The sequence below is a fragment of the Streptomyces sp. WM6372 genome, from assembly GCF_001279655.1.
GTDB lineage: Bacteria > Actinomycetota > Actinomycetes > Streptomycetales > Streptomycetaceae > Streptomyces.
On sequence record NZ_LGDB01000138.1, the window covers coordinates 78,617 to 104,142 of the forward strand.

Annotated in this window: 14 protein-coding genes; 8 read left to right on the forward strand and 6 right to left on the reverse strand. The window is 70.1% G+C overall.

Annotation, left to right across the window (positions count from 1 at the left end):
• Positions 1 to 237: 237 nt before the first annotated feature.
• Together ADK52_RS42940 and ADK52_RS12145 are read left to right on the forward strand one after the other, a co-directional pair.
• Positions 238 to 627 (forward strand): hypothetical protein, encoded by a 390-nt coding sequence (locus tag ADK52_RS42940; protein WP_199828490.1) that lies wholly within the window; start codon positions 238 to 240, stop codon positions 625 to 627.
• Positions 628 to 1,045: 418 nt separating this feature from the next.
• Positions 1,046 to 1,237 (forward strand): hypothetical protein, encoded by a 192-nt coding sequence (locus ADK52_RS12145; RefSeq protein WP_159045913.1) that lies wholly within the window; start codon positions 1,046 to 1,048, stop codon positions 1,235 to 1,237.
• A gap of 741 nt (positions 1,238 to 1,978) precedes the next feature.
• On the opposite strand, the gene ADK52_RS12155 is transcribed toward ADK52_RS12145, so the two are convergent.
• The gene (locus ADK52_RS12155) at positions 1,979 to 2,926 is read right to left on the reverse strand and encodes a hypothetical protein (protein ID WP_030863949.1); all 948 of its coding nucleotides are present in this window, start codon (positions 2,924 to 2,926) and stop codon (positions 1,979 to 1,981) included.
• Positions 2,926 to 3,321, reverse strand: coding sequence for a hypothetical protein (locus ADK52_RS12160; protein WP_030863953.1), 396 nt, complete (start codon positions 3,319 to 3,321; stop codon positions 2,926 to 2,928). The genes ADK52_RS12155 and ADK52_RS12160 overlap by 1 nt, the downstream gene beginning before the upstream one ends.
• Positions 3,322 to 3,515: 194 nt before the next feature.
• Between ADK52_RS12160 and ADK52_RS12165 the strand changes: the two genes are divergently transcribed.
• The gene (locus ADK52_RS12165; protein ID WP_053689784.1) at positions 3,516 to 7,358 is read left to right on the forward strand and encodes a CHAT domain-containing tetratricopeptide repeat protein; all 3,843 of its coding nucleotides are present in this window, start codon (positions 3,516 to 3,518) and stop codon (positions 7,356 to 7,358) included.
• Positions 7,359 to 7,463: 105 nt separating this feature from the next.
• Here ADK52_RS12165 and ADK52_RS12170 read toward each other — a convergent pair whose 3' ends face one another.
• The gene (locus ADK52_RS12170) at positions 7,464 to 11,483 is read right to left on the reverse strand and encodes a CHAT domain-containing tetratricopeptide repeat protein (RefSeq protein WP_053689785.1); all 4,020 of its coding nucleotides are present in this window, start codon (positions 11,481 to 11,483) and stop codon (positions 7,464 to 7,466) included.
• Positions 11,484 to 11,943: 460 nt separating this feature from the next.
• Here ADK52_RS12170 and ADK52_RS12175 point away from each other — a divergent pair, with 460 nt between their 5' ends.
• The 3 genes from ADK52_RS12175 to ADK52_RS12185 all read left to right on the forward strand — a co-directional run bounded on the left by ADK52_RS12175 (position 11,944) and on the right by ADK52_RS12185 (position 19,931).
• On the forward strand, positions 11,944 to 15,174 hold the full coding sequence (locus tag ADK52_RS12175) for a hypothetical protein (protein WP_053689786.1): 3,231 nt from the start codon (positions 11,944 to 11,946) through the stop codon (positions 15,172 to 15,174).
• A gap of 1,386 nt (positions 15,175 to 16,560) precedes the next feature.
• Positions 16,561 to 17,895, forward strand: coding sequence for an MFS transporter (locus tag ADK52_RS12180; protein WP_053689847.1), 1,335 nt, complete (start codon positions 16,561 to 16,563; stop codon positions 17,893 to 17,895).
• Positions 17,896 to 17,927: 32 nt separating this feature from the next.
• Entirely contained in the window at positions 17,928 to 19,931 is a 2,004-nt protein-coding gene (locus ADK52_RS12185) for a helix-turn-helix domain-containing protein (RefSeq protein WP_053689787.1), read from the forward strand.
• On the opposite strand, the gene ADK52_RS12190 is transcribed toward ADK52_RS12185, so the two are convergent.
• A complete protein-coding gene (locus ADK52_RS12190) occupies positions 19,913 to 20,941 on the reverse strand; it encodes an MBL fold metallo-hydrolase (protein ID WP_078988263.1) in 1,029 nt (342 codons plus the stop codon). The genes ADK52_RS12185 and ADK52_RS12190 overlap by 19 nt on opposite strands.
• A gap of 101 nt (positions 20,942 to 21,042) precedes the next feature.
• Here ADK52_RS12190 and ADK52_RS12195 point away from each other — a divergent pair, with 101 nt between their 5' ends.
• Positions 21,043 to 22,005 (forward strand): AraC family transcriptional regulator, encoded by a 963-nt coding sequence (locus ADK52_RS12195; RefSeq protein WP_053689788.1) that lies wholly within the window; start codon positions 21,043 to 21,045, stop codon positions 22,003 to 22,005.
• A 76-nt stretch (positions 22,006 to 22,081) separates the two neighbouring features.
• Here ADK52_RS12195 and ADK52_RS12200 read toward each other — a convergent pair whose 3' ends face one another.
• Entirely contained in the window at positions 22,082 to 22,762 is a 681-nt protein-coding gene (locus ADK52_RS12200; RefSeq protein ID WP_234343666.1) for a DUF4360 domain-containing protein, read from the reverse strand.
• 217 nt (positions 22,763 to 22,979) lie between these two features.
• Between ADK52_RS12200 and ADK52_RS12205 the strand changes: the two genes are divergently transcribed.
• On the forward strand, positions 22,980 to 24,881 hold the full coding sequence (locus tag ADK52_RS12205) for a glyoxal oxidase (protein ID WP_053689789.1): 1,902 nt from the start codon (positions 22,980 to 22,982) through the stop codon (positions 24,879 to 24,881).
• A 63-nt stretch (positions 24,882 to 24,944) separates the two neighbouring features.
• Here the strand turns inward: ADK52_RS12205 and ADK52_RS12210 are convergent, their stop codons facing one another.
• Positions 24,945 to 25,493 carry a MarR family winged helix-turn-helix transcriptional regulator gene (locus ADK52_RS12210; protein ID WP_234343668.1) on the reverse strand — a complete coding sequence of 183 codons (549 nt, stop codon included), beginning with the start codon at positions 25,491 to 25,493 and terminating at the stop codon, positions 24,945 to 24,947.
• Positions 25,494 to 25,526: the final 33 nt, after the last annotated feature.

Below are 25,526 nucleotides of genomic sequence, written 5' to 3' on the forward strand. Positions count from 1 at the left end.
AGATGATCCGTGGGGCCGTAGTCGATCTTCCAGTCGGCATGGGCCCCGCAGAAGCCGTCCTTGGTACACCTCAAGCCCACGGTCACCCAACGGACCGAACCGTCGTCGCCGAGCGAGAACGCGATCGCGGCCTCGAACTTTCCTCACTCCCGCATGGGCAGCCGGCCGCACCATGCTCGTCGTCCTCCCAGGACTCCTCGTTCCAGTACTCCTCGCTGTCCGCGATAAACGCGCGTCGTGGAGGAGGCTGCGGGCGAACTGCTGCAACGACAAAGCCTGACACCGCGGACATCGAACTGCGTCGGCCCGAGCCCGCGTGCGAAACGTGACCACACCCGCGTCCCGCGAGATCGACTCCACCACCACACCCGACAGCTGCAGGCCGTCGGCGGCTCGGAGCAGGGCCTGGAGCACGCGCTGTCTCTTGTGCAGCGCATCGAACGCGCGGATTACGCTTTCGACCAGCGCCTCGTACTGCTGAAGGGCAATCCCCAGGCGCGGCCCGCCGACCATCTCGACCTCTTGGCAGACCACGCTCCGGTCGGGTTCTCCGAGCGCATGGACGCGGTCACTCGCTTCCTCAAAGAGGGCACTCCGCTGGAACGTCCAGTCACCCCCGAGCTGTAGCCCTTTCACGCCCGCACATGGCTTCCGTGACAGTCGGCGGTGCCGCTTCCCGCGAGCCGGCCCCCTCCCCACCGGCTCCCTAACGGGTCGAGAGGCGGCGTCCGGACAGTAGACCCGGGACCGACTGACCATCACTGTCACCTGGTGCACCCGTCGGTCGCCTTCAAGAAGCGAGACCGCAAACCCAATCCGTACCGAATGCCGGAGTTCGACGCTGCGTAACCAGCACCGAACCAGCACGGGAGTCAGCACCGGCCCTCCAAATCGGGCGGAATTCTGCAAATCCTGCGCTACGCGGAGGGGGTTACTCCGTAGGTGGAAATGAGCCAGCGGCAGGCGTGTGGTGATGCGGCACACAAGATGAGCTGCGATTGTGATGGTCTGTCACATATGCCGCCGACTTGGGGACTTCTACGTTGTGGCCACACCCGACGTCCCCGCAGACACCTTGGAAGTGGTGCACATGGTCTCCCCCGCAGCGAGCAGAACGAGCCCGTCCGGCATACGCAGGATCGTCGCCGCCAGCCTCATCGGGACCACCATCGAGTGGTACGACAACTCATCCGATCAGAGCTACCACCTGCGGCTTCTCGGCGAGCACGCCGCCTGAACCAGCACCGAACCAGCACGGGATCGGAAGTGGGCCGCTCCTCCCTCGCCCCGACACCTGCAAAAGGCATCTCCATCAAGGACATCATCAACGCCATCTCCGTCACTCTCTGTACAGCGCAAACTGGAGAGTCCCTGCGGCCACCTGGTCCCGATACCGCACACAGCGCCGGAACCAATGTGACCCCACCAGGTGCGAATACCCCGACGCATGATGCGTACTTGTGTCCACGGGCTGACGCCCATGGTGCGCGGCGTCTGATGCAACGAACAGGGCGAGGAGGTCGACGGCTTCCTCCCAGCGGAAGCGGTCAGCGCCGCGGCTGGACTTGGGGCGAGGCTCGTAGTTCCCGACCAGGATGCCCATCTCGCGGAGCTCGGCAACGGCTGCGCTGGTACGCGCGATGGGCGGCCAGGGAGGTATTCGCGTAGGGCAGGGCGGCGGCGGGGATGTCCGTGCCCGGGGCGTGCCTGAGAATGCCGAGGGCTAGATTGTCCGCGAAGTCGGCCGCCCACTTGGAGGTCGCAGCAGAGACCGAACATGCCTCCAACCTGCAGAAATGACGGGCTCACAGAAGATCAATTCACGACCAGTGCATACGCCACTGCCTCAACTGGCGTTGTTGGTCGCGGTACCCCAGACGACCCTGGAGCGGCGGGCCCCTTCGCCCAGTCAGGAGTCTCGGAACCTCAATGCTCCGACAGCTGACCGGATCCGGGCGCCCTGCGCAGCGGCGCGGACTCAGGCCACTGGGGCCTGCCGGGGAGGAGGGGGCAGTTGGGCGCGCAGGCGGATGGTGAGGGTACGGCCGAGCTTCTGGGTGAGCGGGCTCGGTTCGTTGATGTCAAGTTGCTGGGCGAGGTCCGCGGCGTAGAGGCGCACGGCGGCCTCCAGCAGTCGCGCGTAGGTGTCGGTGGCCGCTCTGGTGCGGTGGCGTGCGGTGGCGGCGAGCACGACGGCCAGCGGCGCCGCGGGCCACCACCAGAGGACGAGGAGCGCGTAGAACGCGGACCAAGCGCCGAGCGAGGCGGCGCGGGACAGGGTCGTGCGAGCAGCGGTCAGCTCGCCCCGGACGGTGTCTGGCAGAACGAGCCACAGGTGTGGCCAGACGGTGGCCAGGTCCAGGTGGAAGTCACGTTCCAGCCGGAGCGTCGCAGCGTGGATCCGGTCGCCGCTCCAAGTGGGACGGTCGGGGCGTTCGACCGCGATCCGGTCCCGGGTCCGCGCCGCCCGGTGTCGGACCCGGGGATCGGGCCGGTGGGCGGGGTCGGGGGCCATCGCCCGTCTGCGTTCGGTCCACCAAGTGGTGTGCGCGGTGTCCCAGCGCCGCCGGCGGCGGCGGACCAGGCGGTCGGCGAGGCCCCCGAAGGGGCGCGGCCACCCGCGCCACCCGGCGGCCAGCACGCGCCGCTCGATCAGCGCGCCGAGCGCCTGCGCCACCACGCCGATTGCGGCGGCGCCGACCAGGACCGCGGCCAGCAGCGCCAGTTGTCCGCCGGTGGTGGTGACGGCGGGCGCCTTGGCGTAGGCGGTGATCCCGCTGGTGAGACGTCCCACGTCGAGTGCGTGCGCGTGGCCGAGACCGACGGCCGTGGCGGCGATCGCCAGGAACAGCGCTCCGGGCAGCACCAGCAGGGAGATCCACCGCTCGGCGAGCTTCTTGCCGAGCTCGTCCAGCAGCCCGCCCATCAGTCGAGTGCTTCGCGGGGCAGTTCCCGACCGCTGACCGAGCAGCGAGCGGGGAACTCCGTGATCTCGTCCTCGTCCCGCCCGTTGCACACGCGCAGCGGGCACCGGTACACGATCTCGAGGCTCTCCACCCCTGCCGCATCGACACCCCGGAAGTCGCTCTGTCCGTACACCCCGAGTGCGTCGCCAGCGACCTGCAAGGCGGAGTGCACGTCGTCGAGCAGCGCGGCCAGGTCCGGTCCGCCCTGCGCCGGACCCGTCCGGATGACGGCTTCCAACCGGGGCAACGGGCCCGAGGGATCGGCGCCGAGGGTGCCGCGGAGCTCGGCGAGATTCCCGCAGACGTAGGCCAGTCCGGCAGCGGTCCGCGCGGCGGCGGTTCCCGATGTGATCAAGCTGGATCCCTCCTAGTGAGGTACGGGCGACGGCACGCAGGACACGGCATCCACCGACTGCGGTCCTCGGCATGTCGGCTGCAATCGCCTCGCACCATATCCGCCGGAAGCGCTCGCGGTGCCGACAATCGGGTGACTAACCTCGGGCTGAACGCTTCTGACGTGGCGTCTGCAGAGACGCGAAGGAGGCCTGAATGAAGGACGACCAGTGGCAGCACGCGGTGGCGGCCCGGCTGGAAAGCGTGGATGCCACGGGGAATCCAGCAGCGGTCCTCGATCCACAGGCCGTGGTGGAGGCGCACCAGCTCGCTCGCCTGATGCAAGACAGCGGCGTTGATCTCGAATCCTGCTACCTCCTGGGGTGGCTGCACTGGTACCGCTACGGCGCCCTGCCCGAGGGCCAGGGGCAGAACGACCTGTTCCTCGCGATCACGATGTTCACCCGCTGCTTTGCCGGTGGCGTCGACGTCGAGGCCCTGCCCGCGCCACTGACGCCCACCTTCATCGAGCACACGTTCGACAATGCCGTGTCCGTCCTGAACCGTGCGACGGCCACCGCTGACCCCCATCTGGTCGCCACGGCGGTCGAGATGTGGCAGCGGATCGTGAACGCCGCCCCCGCCAAGCACCCCTTGCGGGCTGCCGCGCTGACCAATCTTGAGAATGCCCTGCAGCTCCGGTTCACGCACACCGGCAACACGGCCGATCTCAACGCAGCGATCCGGGCGGGCCGGGAAGGGGTGGCTGCCACCCTCGCCGACGACTCCAGGCGCGGCAGCCGCCTGTCCAATCTGGGGGTCGCACTCTGGACACGCTTCGAACGGACCGGGGCGACGGCCGACCTCGACGAGGCGATCCGGTTAGGCCGCGAGGCCACGGTCCTCAACCCGCCCGGCCATCCCGACCGGGCCGGCAGCCTGACCAACCTCAGTATTACCTTGCGGGTTCGTTTCGAGCGGACCGGAGACCGGTCCGCCCTTGACGAGGCGATCCTGGCAAGCCACGAGGCAGTCACCCTCACTGCCACCGGCCACCCGAGCCGACCCGCACGCTCGAACAACCTCGGAGTCGCCCTGTGGGCCCGCTCCGAACTGACCGGATCCGAGGCTGACCTCGACGATGCGGTCAGGTTGAGCCGGGAGGCGGCTGGCACCATACCCGTCGGCCACCCCGAACGGCCCGGCATGCTGTCCAACCTCGGAGGCTGCCTCCAGACACGCTTCGGTCGGACCGGGGCATCGACCGACCTCAACGACGCGATCACCGCCCTCCAGGCAGCCGTAGCCGGCGCCCCCACCACCCACCCGAACCGGACCACCATGCTGTCCAACCTCGGGATGAGCCTGCGCAGCCGCTTCGAACAGACCACGGCATCGAACGACCTCAACAACGCGATCACCGCCCTCCAGGCAGCCATAGCCGGCACGCCCACCACCCACCCCAATCGGGCCGGCATGCTGAACAACCTCGGCACCGCCCTGCGGGCCAGATTCGCCCTGACCGGGGCCACTGCCGACCTGGACGAAGCAGTACAGGTCGCCCGGGACGCCGTAGCCACTGTTCCCGTCGGCCACCTCAAGCGGCCCGGCTTCCTGAACAACCTCGCAATCAGCCTGCGCAGCCGGTCCGAGCGGACCGGGTCGGTGCCCGACATCAATGAAGCGATCACCACACTCCGGACGGTGGTGGACTCTGTCCCCGGCAACCACCCCGACCGGGCCGGTGCACTGGCCGCCCTCGCAAACATGTTGTACAGCCGCTTCGAGCGGACCGGGGCACTCGGCGCCCTGGACGAAGCGATCCGACTGGGTCGAGAAGCGTTGGCAGCCACCCCCGCCGCCCACCCCGAACGGCCCGGACGGCTGTCCCTTCTCGGGGCTTCCCTGATGCGCCGCTTCGAGCGGTCGGAGGCGCCGACCGACGTGGACGAAGCGATCCGACTGGGTCGAGAAGCGTTGGCAGCCACCCCCGCCGCCCACCCCGAACGGCCCGGACGGCTGTCCAACCTCGGGAGTATCCTGCACAGCCGGTACCACCGGACCCTGGGACTGGCCGACCTGGACGAGGCGATCGCCAAATACTCTGAGGCCATCGCCGCCATTCCCGAGGACCACTCGTACCGGCCCATGTACCTGTCCAACCTCGCGAACGCCTTGCACAGCAACTACCTGCGGACCAGAGAGGCGTCCGACCTCGACGAGGCAATCCGCACGGCGCAGGAAGCGGTTCTGACCCTCCCCGCCAGCCACCCCGTCCGCGCCCGACTGATGTCCAACCTCGCTGTCGGCCTGCGCGCCCGGTTCAGGCTGAGCAGGTCACCGGAAGATCTCGCAGAGGCTGTCGCTTGGTTCATGGAGGTGGCGGAGACCGAGCTGACGCTCCCGTCGATCCGCATGCTCGCGGCCCGCCTGGCCGGTGAGCTCGTCGCGGATACCGAGCCGAGCCGGGCAGCGGCCCTACTCGACCAAGCGGTGCGGCTCCTCCCGCAGGTGGCGCCGCGCCAGTTGGAGCGTACGGACCAGCAGTACGCCCTGGGTGGCTTCGCCGGGCTCGCGGCCGACGCGGCAGCGCTCGCACTCAACGACCCCGCCACCACCGAGGACAAGCGGCCAGCACTGGCGTTGCGACTCCTGGAGACCGGCCGGGCCGTCCTGCTCAGCCAGTCCCTCGAGACCCGCAGCGACCTCACCGACCTTGCTCGGCGCCACCCCGAGGCGGCGGCCCGCTTCGTCGAGCTGCGCAACCGGCTCGACAGTCCATCCGCCTTCCTCGCCGAGGGCCCGGCGGACAACACGGTCGGCCCGTCCAGCGCCATTGCCGGGCCCGATCGGCAACGCCTGGCGACGGAGTGGGGCGAACTGCTGGCCGAGATCCGCAGACTTCCCGACTTCAGGACCTTCGCCGCGCCGCCCGAGGCCGAGGAGTTGCTGGCCCAGGCCGCCGACGGGCCGGTGGTGGTGTTCAACATCAGCCGGTACCGCAGCGACGCCCTGCTGCTCACGGTCGACGGAATCAGCTGCGTTCCGCTGCCGAAGCTGGACGTCGAGACGGTCACCGACCGGACCGCTCAGTTCCACCGGGCGCTCGACAGCTCCGTGCACGGCCGCACCGGGCAGGCGCGCGTGGCAGCGCAGCAGGAGTTGTCCCGCATCCTGGAATGGCTCTGGGACACCGCCGCCGGACCGGTGCTTGACGCACTTGGCATTACCACGGCACCCGCCCTGGGCCAGGAGTGGCCCCGGGTGTGGTGGGCGACCGGAGGGCTGCTGGGACTGTTGCCCGTGCATGCCGCCGGCCACCACAGCGACCCGGCGGACCCTGCCGTCCAAGCCGACCCGGCCGTCCTGGACCGGGTGGTCTCCTCCTACATCCCGACCATCGGCGCCCTTCGGCACGCCCGCCGGGAGCGCGATGCCACCGAGCCGGCCGCCGCCGGGCGTTCCCTGATCGTGGCGATGCCCACCACGCCTGGCATCCCCCGCGGCCTGGACCACGTGCTCGACGAGGCCCTCAAGATCGCCGAACGCCTTCCCGGCCCGACGGTGCTCAGCGGACCCGAGCCGACCAGGGATCGAGTACTCGGCCTGCTGGTCGGCTGCTCGATCGTGCACTTCGCCTGCCACGGTGTCAACGACCCCACCGATCCGTCACACAGCCGCCTGCTCCTGCACGACCACGCCGAAGCCCCGCTGACCATCGCCGCACTAGCGCCCGTCCGGCTCGAGCACGCTCAGCTCGCATATCTTTCGGCCTGCGAGACCGCGCTGACCACGCACACCAAACTCCTCGACGAGGCCATCCATTTGGCCTCGGCGTTTCAACTAGCTGGATACCCGCACGTCATCGGCACCCTGTGGGCCGTCAACGACTTCTTCGCCGCCCGGATCGCCGACGCCTTCTACGCCGCCCTCACCACCGGCCCGGTCCCTGACATCGACCGAGCCGCCGACGGCCTGCACCACGCCGTCCGGTCGGTCAGAAAGACACTTCGCGGAACCCCGTCACTCTGGGCCGCCCACCTGCACGTTGGCGCCTGACACCGGGACCAAGCGGCGGCCCCGGTCCGACCCACCGCAGACGCCGGCGGTCCGGTCGGCGGGAGCCGCGGTGCCGCCGCCACCTGGAGGGGCCCTACGGGAACTTCACGCACCGGTATGCACATAGGCCGCCCACAGCGACGGCGTGGCACGGTACTTCTCCCGCAACACGCGGACCGTCCGGTGGAGAGCTTCCGCAGATCGGGTGGTGTCGAGCCCGTACGGACCCTCACCGAGCACGTCGTAGAAGTGTTCGGCCGCTATTGCCGCGACCGTGTCGTCGATCTCCCAGAGCGTTCCGATGACGTGCCGGAATCCCGCCAGCTGAAATGCGCTGGTCAGATGGATCGCCTCGTCCGCGAGAACGGTGTTGACGCTCGCTGCGGTGCTGCAGGCCGAGAGGTAGGCAAGGTCTGCGGCGCCGAGGCTGATACGGGCGAGACTCGCCACGGTCAGCGGGTCGGATCGGTGGTCGCTGAGCAGGAGACGGCTCTGTGCCGGGTCCGTCCGGTCGGTGATCCCGTGACAGGCGAAGTGAACGAACGCGCTCTGCTCCAATGCGACAAGGATCTTCTCCTTCGTCAGGAATCCGGCGCCGGCCGGGCCATCCGATGGTTCGGTCGCGATGAAGGTCTGCGGCGAGGGGAGAAGGTCACCCACCCGGGCGGCTTCGCTTACGGCCTGGTGCAGTGGGGCGCCGTTCGGCAGATCGGGGGTGACGGGCATGGCTACGATCAGCGATCGACGGTCAGCGGGAGGAACGCCTCCGGCCGTCCGCCGAGCGTGCCGCAGCGAACGTATGCTCGGCGCGTAGGACGAGATCACCCGGTCCAGCACCGTGCGGCCGCCCTGCCCGACGGGCGCATCTCGGTGGTATCCGGCGGCATGGAGGGGCAGGAGTCCCAGGACCCCACCCGGGATCCACCAGACGCGTGGCATCGGTGCGTCGGGAGACGGCGGAACATCAAGGCCCAGAGCACTGAGAACGGGTTCGGCCACCACGTCCCAGAGCCACTCCAGGACGGCCGACACGTCACGCTGAGCCTGGATCCGCGCTGCTCGGGCAGCTCGCGGATCTCCGGCCGTGGAAAGAGCGGCGTCGAATGCGCGGATTCGGGTGGCGAGCGACTTGACGTCGAGCTCTCCGAGTTGGATCCGGCTGACGCCGTCCTCCCGCACCGCAAGGGCGTCGCTGCCGTAGCGGCTGACGTTGAAAACCACCACGGGCCCCGGCCGGGCTTCCCCGATCAGGTCCTCGGCCGTCGGTTGACGAAGAAAATCCGTGAAGCCGTGCAGCGAGCGAATCCGGTCAATCAGCTCCGCAAGGTCCAAGGCCGCTCGATGCCTGCCGAGCTGCTGCGCCGTTTGGATCGCACCGGTGCGAGCGGGAGCCTGGACCGCTTCCCTCACCGGTGCGGAGAGGTCGGAGTCAAGCAGGTCGGTCAACCCGGTGAATCGCTCGGCCAGGTGCGGGTGGACGGCCCGCAGGTCCATCAGATCGGTTCTGCTTTCCAACGCTTGACCCAGCAGGACCGTACGCCCCGATTCCAGCACAATCAGTGCTCGTTCGACCGTCGCGCGGGCGAGCGGTTCAGAGCCGGGGCCGCTCAGCATCAGCGCGGCGGCATCACCAGCGAGCCCGGACACCCCACCGAGCTCACGTTGTTTGTCGTTTCGTCGCAACCACCGTTCGGCGACGGTCGGCAACAGCTCGACGGCGTCGGCGAGCAGTTCGGCTCCGCGCGCCGGATCGGATCCGGCAAGCAGTGCCGCAGCCGACCGCGCGGCCCGGATCCGCGTGGACGGCGCTCCGGAGGTGAACTTCGACGCCGCCTCGAAGGCGCCGACTGCCTCCTCCCTGCCCCGGCCGGTCTCAACGAACATGGCCTCCAGGGACACGCCGAGATTGGCCAGCGCAGCCGTCAGGTGAGGCTGCTCCTCCCTGCATGCTGCCACGGCTTGCCGACCAGTTTCGACTGCGGCCTCAAGATCGCGCCGACTGCGGGTGACCGTGAACCGCGACCGCAGGGCGGCGCCCAGGTTCGAGATGAAGCCCCCGCGCTCAGGGTGGCCGGCCGGCGTGATGTCCACGGCCCGGCGCAGCAGCTTCACGGCATGGTCCACGTCCCGAGCGTCACCGGTTCGCTCGTACCGGGCCGCTAAGGACATCGCGTAGCTGGATAGGAGCAGCCCTTGATCGGGCCGGTCGGGCGGGGTGAGACGCAGTGCCTCCGCATTCGCCTCAATCGCCGCATCCAGGTCTGATTCCGCACCGGTGCGCCAGAATCTCGTCTGCAGCGTTCCCCCGAGGTTCGAGAGGTACATCGCCCGGTCCGGGTTGTCCTGGGACGTGGCAGCGACCGCCTCCGCTCCGTACGAGATCGCAGCGTCGAGGTCTGCCAGCGCCCCGGACCGCCTGAATCTGTCGCCGAGGGCGAGAGCGACGTTGGACAGGTACCCGGGCCTGCCCGGGTGCCCCTTGGGGGTCACCTCGACGGCCTGTTCTCCGAATGCGACGGCGGCCTCCAGATCCGTGATTGCCCCGGCGGATCGGAACCGGCTGCTCAACGCGATACAGAGGTTGGAGAGATAGGTTGCGCGATCGACATGACGGGCCGGTGCGACCTCGACCGCCTCCTGCAGAACCTCGATGGCACCTTCCAGGTCGGCGGGCCCTGCGTTCAGCCGGAACCGTGCGTGCAATGCGCCACCGTAATTGGACAGCGCGTCCGGTCGGTCGGCAAGCCCGATCGGGGTGATCGTCAGGGCTCGACCCAGGATGTCGACAGCATCATCGATGTCCTGCTGTGCCCCGTCGGCTTCGAAACGGCTCTGCAGCGCGTGCCCGAGGCTGCCAAGGCTTCCCCGGAGCAGGTCGGTGTCGGCCGCCGCAGCCTCGACTGCACTCCGCCCATGAACGATGGCCTGGTCCAGATCCTCCGGGTTCCCGAACTGATCAAACCTGGTCCGATGAGCGACTCCGAGGCCGGCCAGATAGACGGCTCGTGCCGGGTCCTCGGGATCGGCCAGTCGCACCGATTGACGATACCTGTCGATGGCCTCGTCCAGATCCTTCGGGCTCCCGTAACACCCGAAGGCGACCAGCAATGCCTCGCCAAGCTTCGATGGCAAGGCCGGAGTGAGAGTGCGGGAGCGCACGGCCTCGTCCACGGCCTGCCGCACGGTGACCATGGATGCAGTGAGGTCTGCTCGTACGCCGGCCGTCTTGAATCGGACGAGCAGCGAATGGCTCAGGAGACCCAGCGCATCGCGACGCCCGGCACCTGCGGCGGGACATGCCTCAACTGCCCTTTCAAGAGCGGCGATCGACCTGTCGAGATCGGCCGGGTCTGTGCCGAGTCGATAGCGCGCCAGATGGGCCACCGCGAGCGTGATCAGGGCCTCTCCCGTGTGCGGCAAGTCAGGAAGACCGGCGGAGACGGCCCGCTGCATGTAGTCCAGGGCCTGATCGAGATCACCCGGTTCCAGGCTGAGTCCGTACCTGCTCCACAGCAGCGAGCCCACGTTGTACAGAATCTCCGCAGGCGGGGACTGATCAGCCGGTGTGCTTCTCAACGCATCCTCCGCGAAGGCAAATGCGGCTTCCCGGTCCGAAGGAACACCGAACAGGTCGAACTGTTGCTGCAATGCGACACTCAGCTGAGACAGACGTCGAGCCCGCTGAGAGTCATCGGGCGCGGTCGCCGCAACAATGCGGCGCCACAGTCGGACGACCTCGCGAACCGTCGACAGATCGACTTCCCTGAGCAGCGCGACCGCCCTGTTCGCGGCGAAGTCGACGATGGTGGGTAGAAGGATCTCAGGCAGGGGTTCCACCTCGGCAATGAAGCAAGGTGCGAACGCGGTGGCGGCGGCGATCCAGTCATCGCGGTTCGCCGGCGATCCCTGAGCTCGGAGGCGATAGAAGTACACCCACCCCAACACCAGCCACCCCCTGATATCGCCCTCGCCGTTCCGCAGGCTCCTTTCCAGCAGCTGCGCATTCGCGAGAACGTCGGGCCGCAGCGCGGCTCGGAGATCCTCTGCCGACCAGTCCGAACGCAAGTGCTCCATCGCGGTGTTCAGGTGTTCCTGGTACAAGGCGGCTCCGGACTGGTGCTCCATCTGGTTCTCTGATCGATGGTGACAGCTGGCCCGGAGTCATGCCGGGCAATCGAGAACCTCGCCCTCCGAGCCTCACGGCGACGGCAGCGCTGTCGCCCCGCCAGCCGGGGCCCCGCCGTTACTCAGGTTGAACTCGCCTTGTCGCCCCCCGGCTGGTTGACCGCCGCCGGGAACAACGACACTGCGAAGGCCGTGGGTCGGGAGGGGCTCGGACGAGTCGAACCGGTCACCGTGAACAGAGCCGAGAGCCGGACTCAAGGCCGGATCTCAACTGTGGTCGCTGTCGCCCCTCCGGTTCTCTCCTCTTCCTCATCCGTCACAAGTGCGCGTGGCAGCAGGGTTTCTGACGTGATCGGCCTGCTCATCGAGACTAAGAAATGGAACACTTCTCCGAACGGCGATCCCAGGACAAGGGTGATCCACAGGCGCCCGAGGGGCGCGTCGAACCGGAGGAACACGAGTGCCGCAGACAGATACACGCCTTGTCCAGACCGCCGTCATCGGCGGCCGGGATTCGGAAGTGCCCGTCATCCTCCCCGAAGAACCGCACAACCTGGACGAGTTCCGACGTGAGTTCGGCACCGACCGCTTCTGGTGCGGCACGCTCCTCGGCGGCTGCGGCGAGAAGCTCATGACCAAACGGTACGAGACCAAGGTCTGCCACTTCTCCCACTATCCGGATCGTGACGGGATCCGCGCGGTGTGCCATCGCTCGGACAACGGCGAGGACAGCGCCGACCACCTTTTCATCCGCTTGCACGTGAAGGAGTGGCTGGCCGGCCAGGGTCACGCCGCGCAGTCCGACCTGCGCAGCCTCGGACACGGGCCAGGCGATGCCGTGGACTTCTGGCTGCGTGCCACGGGGCAGCACCTGCGGTTTGTCCTCCGCTCGCAGGACTACCACAGCTGGCGCAGGGCGGCCGACAGCTTGGGCGCGAGGGAGGGGCACGTCGACTGGGTCTTCAGGCCCGAGGGCGCGGTCACACGGGAGATGACCGCCCGCCAGGGCTACGCGCTGCGCGTGCGCTGTGAGACGGCCGGAGCCGACCGCCGTGTCCTCATAGGCACCGCGACCGAGGACGGCCAGGTGTCCTGGGAGCCCCTCGAACAATGCCGGATGACCCGCGACGGCCTGGTGACCCCGGCCCTCGAAGGGCTGCGGGCCGGCGGTCACGTGCGTCGAGGCGGCATGCGCAACCATCCACTTCCGGCAGCTCTTCCTCTGCACGGCGCGCGGATCGTCTTCGCCGTGGACCCCACCGCGAAGCGCCCGGAGGATGCCGAGCTCACGGTCGAGGGGCGGTACCTGGTCCCCGGATTCGTCAAGCCGGCCGGAAGCCGCATCATCCGCGCCTGCCTCTCCCTGCCCGACGAAGTCCCCTCCCCCACCGAGCAGTACGTCTACCAGCTCTCCGGCCTGGTGAAGCTGCTGATCACTGATCCCGTCGCGGCCGAGGCTCCCTCGTGGGCCGTCCGCGCGGACAGCCTCACGCAGCTCCAGGGCCTCGACGCCGAACGCACCGGCCTGTGGCGCCCGAGCGTCGCTCTGAAGGAGGAAACCGCTCCAGCACCGCAGGTACGCCAGGTCGAGCCCGAGAGCCGCCCTTCCCCACCCGAACGAGGCAGGGTTGCTGCCACGCTCCGGCGGGAGCTGGAGCGGGTGGCGGCCGAGCGCACCACCACCACATGGTCGAAGCTGTCGAGCCGGATCGACCTCGACCTCGCACATCTGCCGGACCCCAAGCGCCGCGACCTCCTGGTGGAGGTGGACAGGCCTCTGGAACCCGGCAGACCTCTCCTGTCCGTCCTGGTCCTCGCGCCGTCCGGACGCTGCCTGCCCTACCTGGGCACCTTGCTGCGGCTGCTGGGAGCGCCCGCTCCGGCCTCGGACACGGCCCTGCAACGCTGGAGCGCGGTCGAGATCAAGCGGGCGCAGGACGCGTACGGCCGCCCGCCGGCTCCCACACCGGCTTCGACACGGGCCTTGCGGACTCCACCCGCGAGTCAGGAGAAGCCTGCAACCACCGACGCCGCAGATCTCCCGGACCTGCGAGCCGCATCCCAGCAGATCGGTGAACTGCGGCAGAAGCTGGCAGAGGCAGCCGCCATCGCGCCCAAGGCGAGTCCGCGCCGCGCGGAGCGGCTGGGGAAGGCCGTCAAGCAGGCCCGGGCTCACCTCGCGGGCTACGAAGCTGCTCGCCTCCACGGTCGTGTTCTCCGCCCGTGGCTTAGGGCGAGCCCCCCGATCCTGGATGAACTCACCCGCCTCATCGGTCACCCCGTCGCCTCTCCGCAGCCCGCCTCCACAGGGAGATCCAGCGTCATCGCCGAGGCTCGGCCGAAGGCGCGCGAGTCCAAGTCGGCACACGGGCTGGCTAACCCGCCCCGCCGTGACTCCGCTAAGCCCCGCAGCACGGAGGAGATCGACGCCATCGCCTCGCGCTTCGAGGAGGCGAGACGAGCCGGGGATCTCGCGGAGGCGATGGTGCTCCAGCAGCACGCGGGGCGCATCGGCGACCAGCAGCTCTCGGCAGAGGACAAGCAGCGCGTCCGGCGACTGAGTACGGCGATGACGAAATGGATCCGCCCCCGGGCCTCCGAGGCCGCTCAGATCGCGCTGCGCGCAGTGCTGCAGGGCCTCACTGGTCCGGAATCCTCCAACGACCCGCTCGAACTTCGCAGCGGCCTGGCGCACGCCAAGATCCTCAGGCGCCGTTGCCGCGGAAGCCTGCCCGAGGACATCCAGTCCCTGTTCGATGCTCTGCAGGAGAAGTCGAGCAGTACCGCCGCATCCCAGGATTCCGACGAGGCCCCCGCGCATCAGGAGAGGAACCCCGCCCAGACCGAGGCACTGGAGGAGTTCGAGTGGCTCAGCAACGAGATCCGCGTCGCTCAGTCCGCCGATGACCTGCCTGCCGTACAGGCTGCCCGACAGCTGGCCGGACCGTTGTACGCTCGGAAGCTGTCCCAGGCGGATCGCGAGCAATACACGCCCTTCATGCGTGAGGTGAAGGCCTGGTGCGGCGAGCGGGTCCCGCAGAGACAGGTGGATCCGGCGCTCCGAAGGATTCGGGAGCTGCTCACGGGACTGGCAGGGCACCGAAAGGACGGATCCGTTGACGAAGTCCGCCTCGCTCTGGACGAGATCGCCCGGCTCCGTGGCAGTCTGGCCGAGGGGCTGTCCTCGTCGGAAGCGACGGCGGTGAACCGCTGGCACAGCCGACTCAAGCAGCGGGAGGTCTCCCGCCGTGAGCGTTCCAGGCAGAAGCCCGGATCGGGGCCGCGCACACCCCTCGGAAAGGCAGAGGGTCCGGCCAATCCCCGGCAGGCTGATCGGCTCCCGGCAGAGTCCGTCGACAGACTGGCCGTCGCCGCCCGGAAGGTCCTCATCGACACGGCCCGCAGCGGCGGCAAGGTTCTCACCTGGGGAGACCTCCGTATCAGGATGGGCGGTGCACTACCGCACCTGCACCCGGACGACCAGGGGGAACTGTTGGTGGCCGTGGACCACGAGACCCCTGCCGGAGATCCGCTGCTGTCCACCTTGATCGCCAGCACGGACGCCTCTCTCCACTGGATCTACCGGCATGTCCGTTTCAGCCTGGGCCGCGAGCGGATCCCCGACGCGGAGTTGGAGGCCCACTGGGCCACCGAGGTCCTGCGACTTCGTCAGCGGTGGCGTCATCGGTAGCCGGGCGACCCACTCGGTTTCGGTGGTCCGTACGAGAGGGGGTGAAGTCTGTGGGGTGGAGGCTTGGTAGGGGTGGCTCTGGGCTCCGACTATGCCTCAAAGCCTTCCACGATCCTGGCTGGCCAGCCCCCGGTACCGGAGCTGGTGTTTCGATCACGAGCTTGTGAAGGATCCCCCAGCGGACAGCATCAGGGCCGCTTAGGAAGAACGAAAGATCGTGCTGGGCGAACAAGCAGGAGAACGGCATCGTTGAACGCGATTCGGCAGATTGATCACCATTCGACACATGCATACCTGGTCCGCTTGCAGCGAGGAGCCCGGTTCGCAAGAGCCGTACGGCTGGGGAGGCTGACCTCGGCGCGTGATGAGCCCAGCCGGCGTGCGGTGAATTGCGGGCCCACGACATCTCGGTCCTCTGGTCAACGGCCTTGAACGGCCGGCCACGATCCTGGCCTCCGGACCGCCTGAACCGGTTGAGCACGGTGGGCCAGGCGCCGAACCCGGCCGGAAGCTCCCGCCTCTACGCTCCCGTGCGGCGTCTCCAGACCATCCCGTCGGCGAAGGGCCCGCGAACCCGACGAGAGGCGACCGACACGAAGCCTCCGGGCGGGTCCGCCGACCGTGGGGCAGGGCGGGACTGGCCCAAGATCCGGACCATTTCCGGACCAGCCTCCGCCAGAGAACCGAAACCAATGCCGTTTGCCCAGGTCATCATGGGTGTAGGCGCCGTACCACCAGGAGACGAAGAACCTCATGGCAGGTGCGTACCCAACGACGGTGGGCCGACTTCCCCATCACGAGTGCACCTCGTGCTCGTGGAGATTCATCCGCTCCACTCGTCACAGGCACCCACAGCGGCCTTGTCAGGGCGCGCGGTGCATTCGGACTCAACGGCTCCATGGGTCAACCGACAACAGGATGGGGGCCCAAAGCAGGCCGGGAAGGCGACGCGGCATCCCGTTCTCTGCGGTTCGGTTTTGTGCCGCCTTGACCATAAACGAGGCCCCTCAACGCTCCGTAACCAGCACCGAACCAGCACGGGGCGGGTCGCGAGGGGTGCTGACGTGGGGTTTTGGGTCAGCACCAAACCAGCACGGGAGTCAGCACCGACCATTCAAAACGGGCGCAACTCTGCCATTCTGACAGCGACCGTCGGCCCCGCGTCCGGCGCCGTCGGAGGCACGTGCGTCGGCGGTGTGGAGGTTGGGTACATAGGAAGGCGTCTGATTGTGATGACCTGCCACATATACCGCTGCCCTGGGGACTTCTACGTTGTGGCGACACCGATCGTCCCCGCAGACCCCCTGGAAGTGGTGTTCATGGCCTCCCCCGAGACCGCTCCCCCGACCGCCGGACCCCGAGACCGCTCCCCCGACCGCCGGATCCATCAAGAGGATCGTCGCCGCCAGTCTCATCGGGACCACCATCGAGTGGTACGACTTCTTCCTCTACGGCACCGCCGCCGCGCTGGTGTTCAACAAGCTGTTCTTTCCCACCAGTGATCCGCTGACCGGGACTCTGATCGCGTTCATCACCTACGCCATCGGGTTCCTGGCCCGGCCGCTCGGCGGGGTGGTGTTCGGGCACTTCGGGGACAAGGTCGGGCGCAAGAAGCTGCTGGTGCTCAGCCTGCTCATGATGGGCGGGGCGACCTTCGCGATGGGGCTGCTGCCCACGTACGCGACCATCGGCGTCGGGGCTCCCGTGCTGCTCACCGTCCTGCGGCTGGTGCAGGGCTTCGCCCTCGGCGGGGAGTGGGGCGGGGCGGTGCTGATCGTCTCCGAGCACGGCGGGGCCGAGCACCGGGGGTTCTGGGCTTCCTGGCCGCAGTCCGGGGCGCCGGGCGGGAACCTGCTGGCCACGGGGGTGCTCGCCCTGCTGGCCGGGGTGCAGTCCGATGCGGCGTTCCTCGCCTGGGGCTGGCGCGTGCCCTTCCTGCTCTCCGGTGTCCTGGTGGTCGTCGGACTGTGGATCCGCCTGTCCGTCTCCGAGTCCCCCGTGTTCCTCGCCGCGCAGGCCGCCCGGAAGGGGCGCGAGGACGAGGCGCCCGTGGTCCAGGTGTTCCGCCGCAGCCTGCGTCAGGTGCTGACGGCCATCGGCACCCGGTTCGGCGAGAACATCTCGTACTACGTCCTGACGTCCTTTCTGCTCGTGTACGTCACCGTGCACTTGGGGCTCCCCAAGAGCACCGCGCTGAACGCCGTCCTCATCGGCTCGGCCGTCCACTTCGTCACCATCCCGGCCTGGGGCGCGCTCTCGGACCGGATCGGGCGGCGCCCGGTGACTCTGATCGGGTCGGCCGGCATGGCCGTGTGGGCGTTCGCGTTCTTCGCGCTGGTGGACTCGAAGTCCTTCACCGTCATCACCGTCGCCGTCACCGCCGGACTGCTCCTGCACGGCGCGATGTACGGGCCCCAAGCCGCCTTCATCTCCGAGATGTTCGACACTGACGTCCGCTACTCCGGCGCCTCGATGGGCTCACAGCTCGCCTCGATCGTCGCCGGCGCGCTGGCTCCGCTCATCGCCGTGGAACTCCTCAAGGACTACGGCTCCTCCCTACCCGTCTCCCTCTATCTCTGTGCGGCCGCCGCGGTGACCACCCTCACCGTCGTCCTCGCACGCGAGACCCGCGGCCGCGATCTGGCCCGGGCGGGTACCGGGTCCGCCGCTGCCCCCGGCGGGCGGAAAGCTCCGCTTCCGGCCGCCGCCGACCCCGCCTGATCCGGGCCCCGCGGTCACGGGAGAATGCCGCCATGACCTCCGCGAGGGAATCCGCCCTGCTCGAACTGCTCGAACTGCTGCGCCGCGGCGCGCCGGTCGAGCAGTTCACCCGGCCCGCCGAGAACGCCCGTACCGGCGGGGCCGGCCCCGCCGAGCGGGCCCTCGTGGAGGAGGCCACCCGGGTGGCGCTGGACATCCGGCGCACCCTCGACCAGCACCGGCGGCGCGAGGCCGAGCTCACGGCCCTGTTCGACACGGCGGGCGACCTCGCCGCCCTGCGCGACCTCGACGCGGTGCTGCGCGCCATCGTCCACCGGGCCCGCATGCTGCTGGGCACCGACGTCGCCTACCTGACCCTCAACGACCCGGCGGCCGGCGATACGTTCATGCGCGTCACCGACGGCTCGGTGTCGGCCGCCTTCCAGCAGTTGCGGCTCGGCATGGGCGAAGGGCTGGGCGGCCTGGTCGCCCAGACCGCCCGCCCGTACGCCAGCGCCGACTACCGCACCGACGACCGCTTCCGGCATACGGACACCATCGACAACGGGGTCCGCGAGGAGGGACTGCGCGGCATCCTCGGTGTCCCGCTGCGCGTCGGGACCCGCGTGATCGGGGTGCTGTACGCCGCCGACCGCGCGGTCCGCGACTTCGCGCCCGACGCGGTCGCGCTGCTCTCCTCCCTCGCCGACCACGCCGCGGTGGCCATCGACAGCGCCCGGCTGCTCGAAGAGACCCGTACCGCCCTCGTGGAACTCGGGGTCGCCACCGAGACCGCCCGCGCCCAGAGCGAGGCGATGCGGCTCGCCGCCGAGACCCACGACCGCCTCACCCGGCTCGTGCTGCGCGGCGGCGACGTGGCCGACGTCGCCCGGGAGGTCGCCGCCCTGCTGGGCGGCGACCTGGTCGTGCACGACGCCGACGGCGCCGAGCTCGCCCGGGTCGGTACGGATCCGGCGGGCCCTTCGGCGCGCCGGGCGGGCCCTTCGGCGCACCCTGCGGGCCCGCCGGCCCACGCGCTCGCGGCGTCGCGCTCCGGCGGCCGGGCCGTCGCCGTGGACGGCATCTGGGTCTGCGCGGTGCTGGCCGGGCCGGAGCTCCTGGGCAGCATCACCCTCGGCGGGCGCGGCGACGACCTGCCCGACACCGAACGGCGGCTGTTCGAGCGGGCCGGCCTGGTGACGGCGCTGCTGCTCCTGCTGCGCCGGTCCATCGCCCACGCCGAGGACCGGGTCCGCGGCGAACTGCTCGGCGACCTGCTGGCTCCGGCCGCTCCCGGCCGGGTCCGCGACACGGGCAGCCAGACGATCCGGGCCCGCAAGCTCGGCGTCGATCTCGCCCGCCCGCACGCCCTCGTGGTGCTGCACTGCGAGGCCGCGCTGCGGTCCCGGCTGGCGGCCGAGGCCGCCCGGCACGCACGCGCCCGCGACGGCCTGGCCGGGCTGCACGAGGGCCGCGTCGTCCTCCTCGCCCCCACCGACAGCCCGGGCCCGCTCGCCCGGTCGCTCGCCGCCGAGCTGGGCCAGGCCCTGGGCACACCGGTCACCGCGGGCTCCGCCGGGCCCGCCGCCGGTCCGGAACGCCTGCCGGTCGTGTACGCGGAGGCGCTGCGCTGCCTGGAGGCCCTGTACGCCCTCGGCCACACCGGCGACGGGGCCGGCCTGCCCGATCTCGGGTTCCTCGGGGTGCTGCTCGGTGACGGGGCGGACGTGGGCGCGTACGTCGACCGGGTGCTCGGGCCGGTCATCGCGTACGACGCGCAGCGCGGGACGGAACTGGTGCGCACCCTGGAGGCGTACTTCGCGCACGGGTCCAGCCTGGCCCGCACCAAGGACGCCCTCCACGTGCACGTCAACACCGTGGTGCAGCGCCTCGACCGGGTCCGGCAGATCCTGGGCGAGGACTGGAACACGCCGGCCGGAGCCCTGGAGGTCCAACTCGCCCTGCGGATCAGGCGGGTGGCGGCGGCGCGGCCGGTGCCGACGCCGCCTTCCCCCGTACCGCCCTCCCCCGCGTCCCGTTATCCGACGTCGCGGTGAGAAGCCCACGCCCCGAGGGCGAAGTCCTGTCCCTGGCGGCGGACTTCGACCGCTCCCGTGCCGCCGAAGTGAGCGGGTACGAGCAACTCGGACTGGTCGGCAGCGCGTTCGAGAATGCGGCGGCGGCTGGCGGCGGCCTGCGCCGCATCCAGGCAGAAGCAGCTGTTGCAGGCGGGTTCCAGGATCTGCACCGGACTGTGCAGCAGATCGCCGACGAAGACGGCCCGGTCGGTGCCGGAGGCCAGCCGCAGCACGGAGGATCCGGGGGTGTGCCCGGGTGCGGTCTCCAGGGTGAGGTGCTCGTCGATGCGGTGCGCGCCGTCCCAGAGCACCACCTGTCCGGTGCGGTGGACGGGCGCGATGCTGTCCTCGTAGATCAGCCGGTCGACCTCCCGGGCGCCGCCGCCGTACGCGTTGGCGGGCCCGAAGTGGTGGTCGTCCGCAGCCGGGATGAGGTATTGGGCGTTGGGGAAGGCGGGGACCCAACCACCGTCCTGTGCAAAGGTGTTCCAGCCGACGTGGTCGCCGTGGACGTGGGTGTTGACGACGATGTCCACGTCCTCCGGCCGGATTCCGGCCGCCCGCTCCAGCTCCCCGAGGAAATCGCCCTCCCGGTGGTGGAAGAGCGCCGAACCCGGCCGCTCGCGCCCGTTGCCCACGCCCGTGTCGACCAGGACGGTCTTACCGGCGCTGCGCAGGACCCAGGTCTGGAGTGCGAGGACCGCCCGGTCGCCGTCGACCTCCCAGTGGTCCGGTGACAGCCACTCCTCGTTCTCCTTCCACACCTCGGCACCGACCTCCGGTACGAGGCTGCGCGGGGGCCCGAACGGCCCCTGCCACTCGATGACCCGGGTGACCTCGACGTCGCCCAGCACGATGCTCTGCCTGCTCTGGCCGTTCTGGCCGTTCTGGCTGTTCTGGCTGTTCTGGCTGTTCTGGCTGTTCTGGCTGTTCTGGCTGTTCTGGCTGCTGCCGGTGTCCTGCGTGCCCTGCTCGTTCTCGCTGTTCATGACGTCGAGTCTACGAAGGGAAGTTGAGCCTCTCCATGCCTGTCCGGCTCATGTGAATACGCGTCCGTCTCATCCCCGGCGCCTGCGAGTACTCTGGCTTCATGGATGTGGTGAGCGACGCCATCGCGGCCGTCCGGATCGGGCAGCCCTCCTCCAACCGGGTCAGGGTGAGCGGGAGTTGGTGCGCGCGCTTCGCCCCGTACGACGGCGCCGGCTTCCACGTGGTGCTGGAGGGCAGCTGCTGGCTGTTGCCCGACGGGGGCGGCCCGGCGATGTCCCTCGCCGCAGGCGACGCCGTGCTGCTGCCGCACGGTACGGGACACGTGATCGCCGACTCCCCCGTCGACGCGGCGGCCGTGGCGCGGGCGGCGCCGTTCGAGCTCCTGCCACAGGCAGCGGCTCGGGGCGCGCCCGGGGCGCCCGGGGCGCCCGGGGCGCCCGGGGCACCCGGCGATCCGGCCCGCGGCGGGGTGGAGATGCTGTGCGGCAAGTACCGGCTCGACCGCAGCCGCGTCCACCCGCTCATGCTGGAACTGCCCAAGGTGGTCCATCTGCCGAACCGGGTCGGATCGCATCCCGAACTGCGGTCGGCGATAGCCCTCTTGGGCGGCGAGCTGAGCGAGCAGCGGCCGGGGGCCTGCATGGCGGTGCCCAGCCTGCTCGATCTCCTGCTCGTCTACATGATCCGCTCGTGGATGGCCGAGGGCTCGGGCGGAGCCTGGTCGGCCGTGCTGGGCGATCCTGTCGCGTCGGCCGCCCTGCGGGCGCTGCACTCGGATCCGGCCGCGCCGTGGACCAACGAGCGGCTCGCGGCGGAGGCGGGCGTCTCCCGGCCCACGCTGGCACGCCGGTTCACCGCGCTGGTCGGCCGCCCGCCGATGGCGTACCTGACGTGGTGGCGGCTGACGTACGCCGCCACCCTGCTCCGGGACACCCCGGACCCGCTGGCCGCGATCGCGCGCCGGGTCGGGTACGGCACTCCGTACGCCTTCTCGCACGCCTTCAGAAGGGAGTTCGGGACGACGCCGGGCCGCTACCGGGCGGGGGAGGCGAAGGCCTCGTGAACGGCGGGACGCCCGCGAGCGGCGGGGGCGCAGATCCGCCACCGCCGCTCCGGGCGTCCCGGTACCGGCGGCCGGCTCAGCGGCGGACCGGGCACTGCTTCCAGGAGAAGTGGTACACGGAGCTGATGCTGCCGTCCGTGGAGTCCACGGTCATGTAGCTCGTCTTGCTCGTGTCGGAGGTCCCGACCTCCGCGCGCAGCTCGGTGTTGATGTTGAAGTTGCGCTGCTCGCCGCAGGGGGCGAAGACGAGGGCCTCGATGCCGGTGGTGTCGGTCACCTGCCAGTTGTCGTCGAGCGCCCCATGGAACTGGTGGGTCCGGTTGGCGGTCTGGCTCATGCCCTGGAAGTAGTAGCTGGCCTTCTGGGTGCCGGTCGCTCCCGGCTCCAGCCTGCCGTAGCCCCGGTAGTCGACGTGGGACACCGCGTACGTGTAGCCCTGCGGGACGTGCACGAGGAGGGAGAGGAGGCAGTTCTTGCGGCCTTCGGTGGCGGCGACGCCCCCGCCTGCCGCGGCCAGGTACTCGCTGTAGGTGACGGTGAAGGCCGAGTTGTCGGGGGACACGGCGACGGTGGCGCTGCCGGGGCGGCAGCCCGAGCCGTTGACCGAGGCGACGTCGACGGCCACCCGGCCCGGGGGCGCGGCGGCAGCGGTGGCGGTGGCCCCGGCCGACGGGGAGAGCGTGACGAGGCATCCGGTCACGGCGGCGGCGGTCAGTGCGGCGCGAGCCTTGCGGGTGGTGCGAGATGGCTTGATCACGTCGCCATGGATAGCCGCCACGGACGGCCGTCGAGCGCGGGCGGGTACGCCTTCTCACCCGGTCGGACGGGCCGGTTCACCGGAGAAACGATTCAGCGCGGCAGACCCGGCGGCCGAATGGCCCACATCGCACACGTTCACCCGACCCGCTCGCGTCATTCCATCCTAAAAATGGCATTTTTCATATGATGGGCATCCCGCCGACGGAGGAGAGCCCATGCCCGGCCCGCCCGGTCTGCCCGGTCCGCTCGTACGGCGCTCCGCCGTGCTGTCCGTATGCGTGGCCGTGGCCGTGTCCGCCGCCCTCGCAACCCTCACCGCGTCCACCCCACCCGCCTACGCGGCGGCGGCCCCCGCGCACGAATCCCCGCCGGGGCGCCACCACACCGGCGACGGCGCGATCACGGCAGAGGCCGACCCCGCCGAAGCCGCCGTCATCGGCGAGGAGCACGCCCGGGCGCACGCGCAGCGGCGAAGCGCGGTCAAGGGCCCCAAGGAATACCCCCAGTCGAAGCGCACCGAGAGCCTGGCCGCCCTCAAGGCCTCACAGCGGCAGACCAACGCCCGCTTCGCCGCCGCGCAGTTCGGCCGCTTCACGGAGTTCTTCCCCTCCCCCGACTTCGGCGTCCACACCGCGCTGCTGCCCACCGGCAAGGTGCTGCTCTTCTCCTTCGAGCGCGTGGAGACCAACCCCACCAAGGAGACCGGACCCACCGACCGGATCGGCCCGACGAACGCCGGCCGCGCCTTCCTGTGGGACCCGGCCAAGGGCACGGGGGCACGGGCGTTCAAGAAGGTGGAGCCCCCGACCGTCCTGATGCCCGACGGTACGTACACGCCCCGCCCGGCCCCCTTCTTCTGCGCGGGGCACGCCTTCCTGCCCAACGGCATGGTCGGGGTCTTCGGCGGCAACACCGGCGGCAAGGGCGGCAGCGGCGCCAAGCTGTCCTTCGTGTTCGACCCGTGGACCGAAACCTGGTTCCGCAACCGGGACATGTCCGTCGGCCGCTGGTACCCCTCGGTCGTGACGGGGGCGGACGGGCGCCAGATCATCATGTCCGGCCAGTCCGAGCGGGGTACGGGCACACCCACCCCGGTCGTCGAGCGCTTCCCCGCACTGCGCCATCCCGTGCCCTGGCGGACGTACGACATCCCCGTCAACCTGGCGGCGGAGCGGCTCCGGGCGGACGCCCCGTTCCGCAACGACTATCCGCACCTCTTCTCGCTGCGCGACGGCATGATCTACGGACTCGGCCGCGACGCCGATCAGCAGTGGCTGTTCGACCCGGTGAAGGAGACCCGGACCGATCTGCCGCGGCGGCCCGCCGACTTCCGGGGCTACGGATCGGCCGTGCCGCTGCCGGCCGGGTACCGCGGCCCGGACTCCGTGCTGGTGCTCGGCGGTGATCCGCACGATCCGAACACCTACCGGCTGTCCGGCGGCCGGTGGACCACCGAGGAACCGCGGGCCTTCGGCCGTACGCAGGACGACACGGCGATCCTGCCCGACGGCACGCTGCTCACGGTCAACGGCGCCCTGGACACCCGGGACTACGGACACGGGCCGTTCAATCCGAAGGCCGACCTCTCGTACCGGCAGATCGAACTGCGCGACGCCCGGGGCCACTGGAAGCTCGGGCCGGCGCAGCGACTGCCCCGCGGCTACCACTCCAACGCCCTGGTGCTGCCGGACGGCCGGATCATGGTGACCGGCGACGAGCTCCAGCAGATCGCCAACGACCCCGACATCCGGGACGAGATGGACGGCAGCATCGAGCTCTACGAGCCCGCGTACCTGCACCGGGGCGGCGGCCGACCGGCCCTGGACCGGGTGCCCGGGGGCGAGTTGGGCTACGGAGCCGGGTTCGAGGTGCGCAGCTCCACTGCCGCCGGGGTCACCCGCGCCGTGCTCCTGGCGCCGACCACCGTCACCCACGCCGTGAACACCAGTCAGCGCCATCTGGAGCTCCCGATCACCGGCGTCCGCGGCAGCGCGATCGGGCTCCGGACACCGCCGAGCGCGGCGGACGCCCCGCCCGGCTACTACATGCTGTTCCTCCTCGACGCGAGGGGGGTGCCGAGCACGGCGAAGTGGGTCAAGCTCGGCGGCCGCAGGTAGGCCGCGCCTCGGGGATCGGGCCATGCCCCTCGCACTCTCGCCGGCGGCCGGGCCCCTCGCACTTCAGGGGACGGGCGGGGGTTCGACCCTCGCCAGCCAGGCGGTGAGGAGCGCCTCCAGTTCGGCGGCCTGCTGCGCGGTCAGCCCTTCGAGCAGGTTCCGCTCGTTCTCCATGTGCTCGGTGAACGCCCGGTCGATCAGCTCGCGCCCCGCCGGGGTCAGCGCGACCACGCGCCCGCGGCCGTCGGCGGCCGAGCGGCGGCGCGCGACGAGGCCGTCCCGTTCGAGCCGGTCGATGCGCTTGGTCATCGCGCCCGTCGTGACCATGGTGTGCACCGCCAGTTCACCGGGGGCGCGCTCGTACGGGGCCCCCGCGCGGCGCAGGGCGGCCAGTACGTCGAACTCCCCCTCGCTCAGGCCGTAGCGGCGGTAGACGAGGCAGAGCCGGTCCGTCAGGAGCAGCCCGAGCCGGTGCAGCCGCCCAATCACTCCTTGGGGTGCCACGTCGACGTCCGGGCGCTCGCGGGCCCACTCGGCCTGGATGCGGGCGACGTGGTCGGCGGGCACCCCTGCCTGCGGCCCCGCCTGGGTTGCGTTCGGTTCGTCCTTCACCCGACCACTATACCTTCCATGGAAGGTATTATA

Bases quoted from the DNA above. Each gene is read 5' to 3' on its own strand.
- ADK52_RS12195 (WP_053689788.1), top strand. From the start codon at position 21,043: ATGGATGTGGTGAGCGACGCCATCGCGGCCGTCCGGATCGGGCAGCCC.
- ADK52_RS12165 (WP_053689784.1), top strand. From the start codon at position 3,516: ATGAAGGACGACCAGTGGCAGCACGCGGTGGCGGCCCGGCTGGAAAGC.
- ADK52_RS12185 (WP_053689787.1), top strand. From the start codon at position 17,928: ATGACCTCCGCGAGGGAATCCGCCCTGCTCGAACTGCTCGAACTGCTG.
- ADK52_RS12170 (WP_053689785.1), bottom strand. From the start codon at position 11,483: ATGGAGCACCAGTCCGGAGCCGCCTTGTACCAGGAACACCTGAACACC.
- ADK52_RS12205 (WP_053689789.1), top strand. From the start codon at position 22,980: ATGCCCGGCCCGCCCGGTCTGCCCGGTCCGCTCGTACGGCGCTCCGCC.
- ADK52_RS12155 (WP_030863949.1), bottom strand. From the start codon at position 2,926: ATGGGCGGGCTGCTGGACGAGCTCGGCAAGAAGCTCGCCGAGCGGTGG.
- ADK52_RS12190 (WP_078988263.1), bottom strand. From the start codon at position 20,941: ATGAACAGCGAGAACGAGCAGGGCACGCAGGACACCGGCAGCAGCCAG.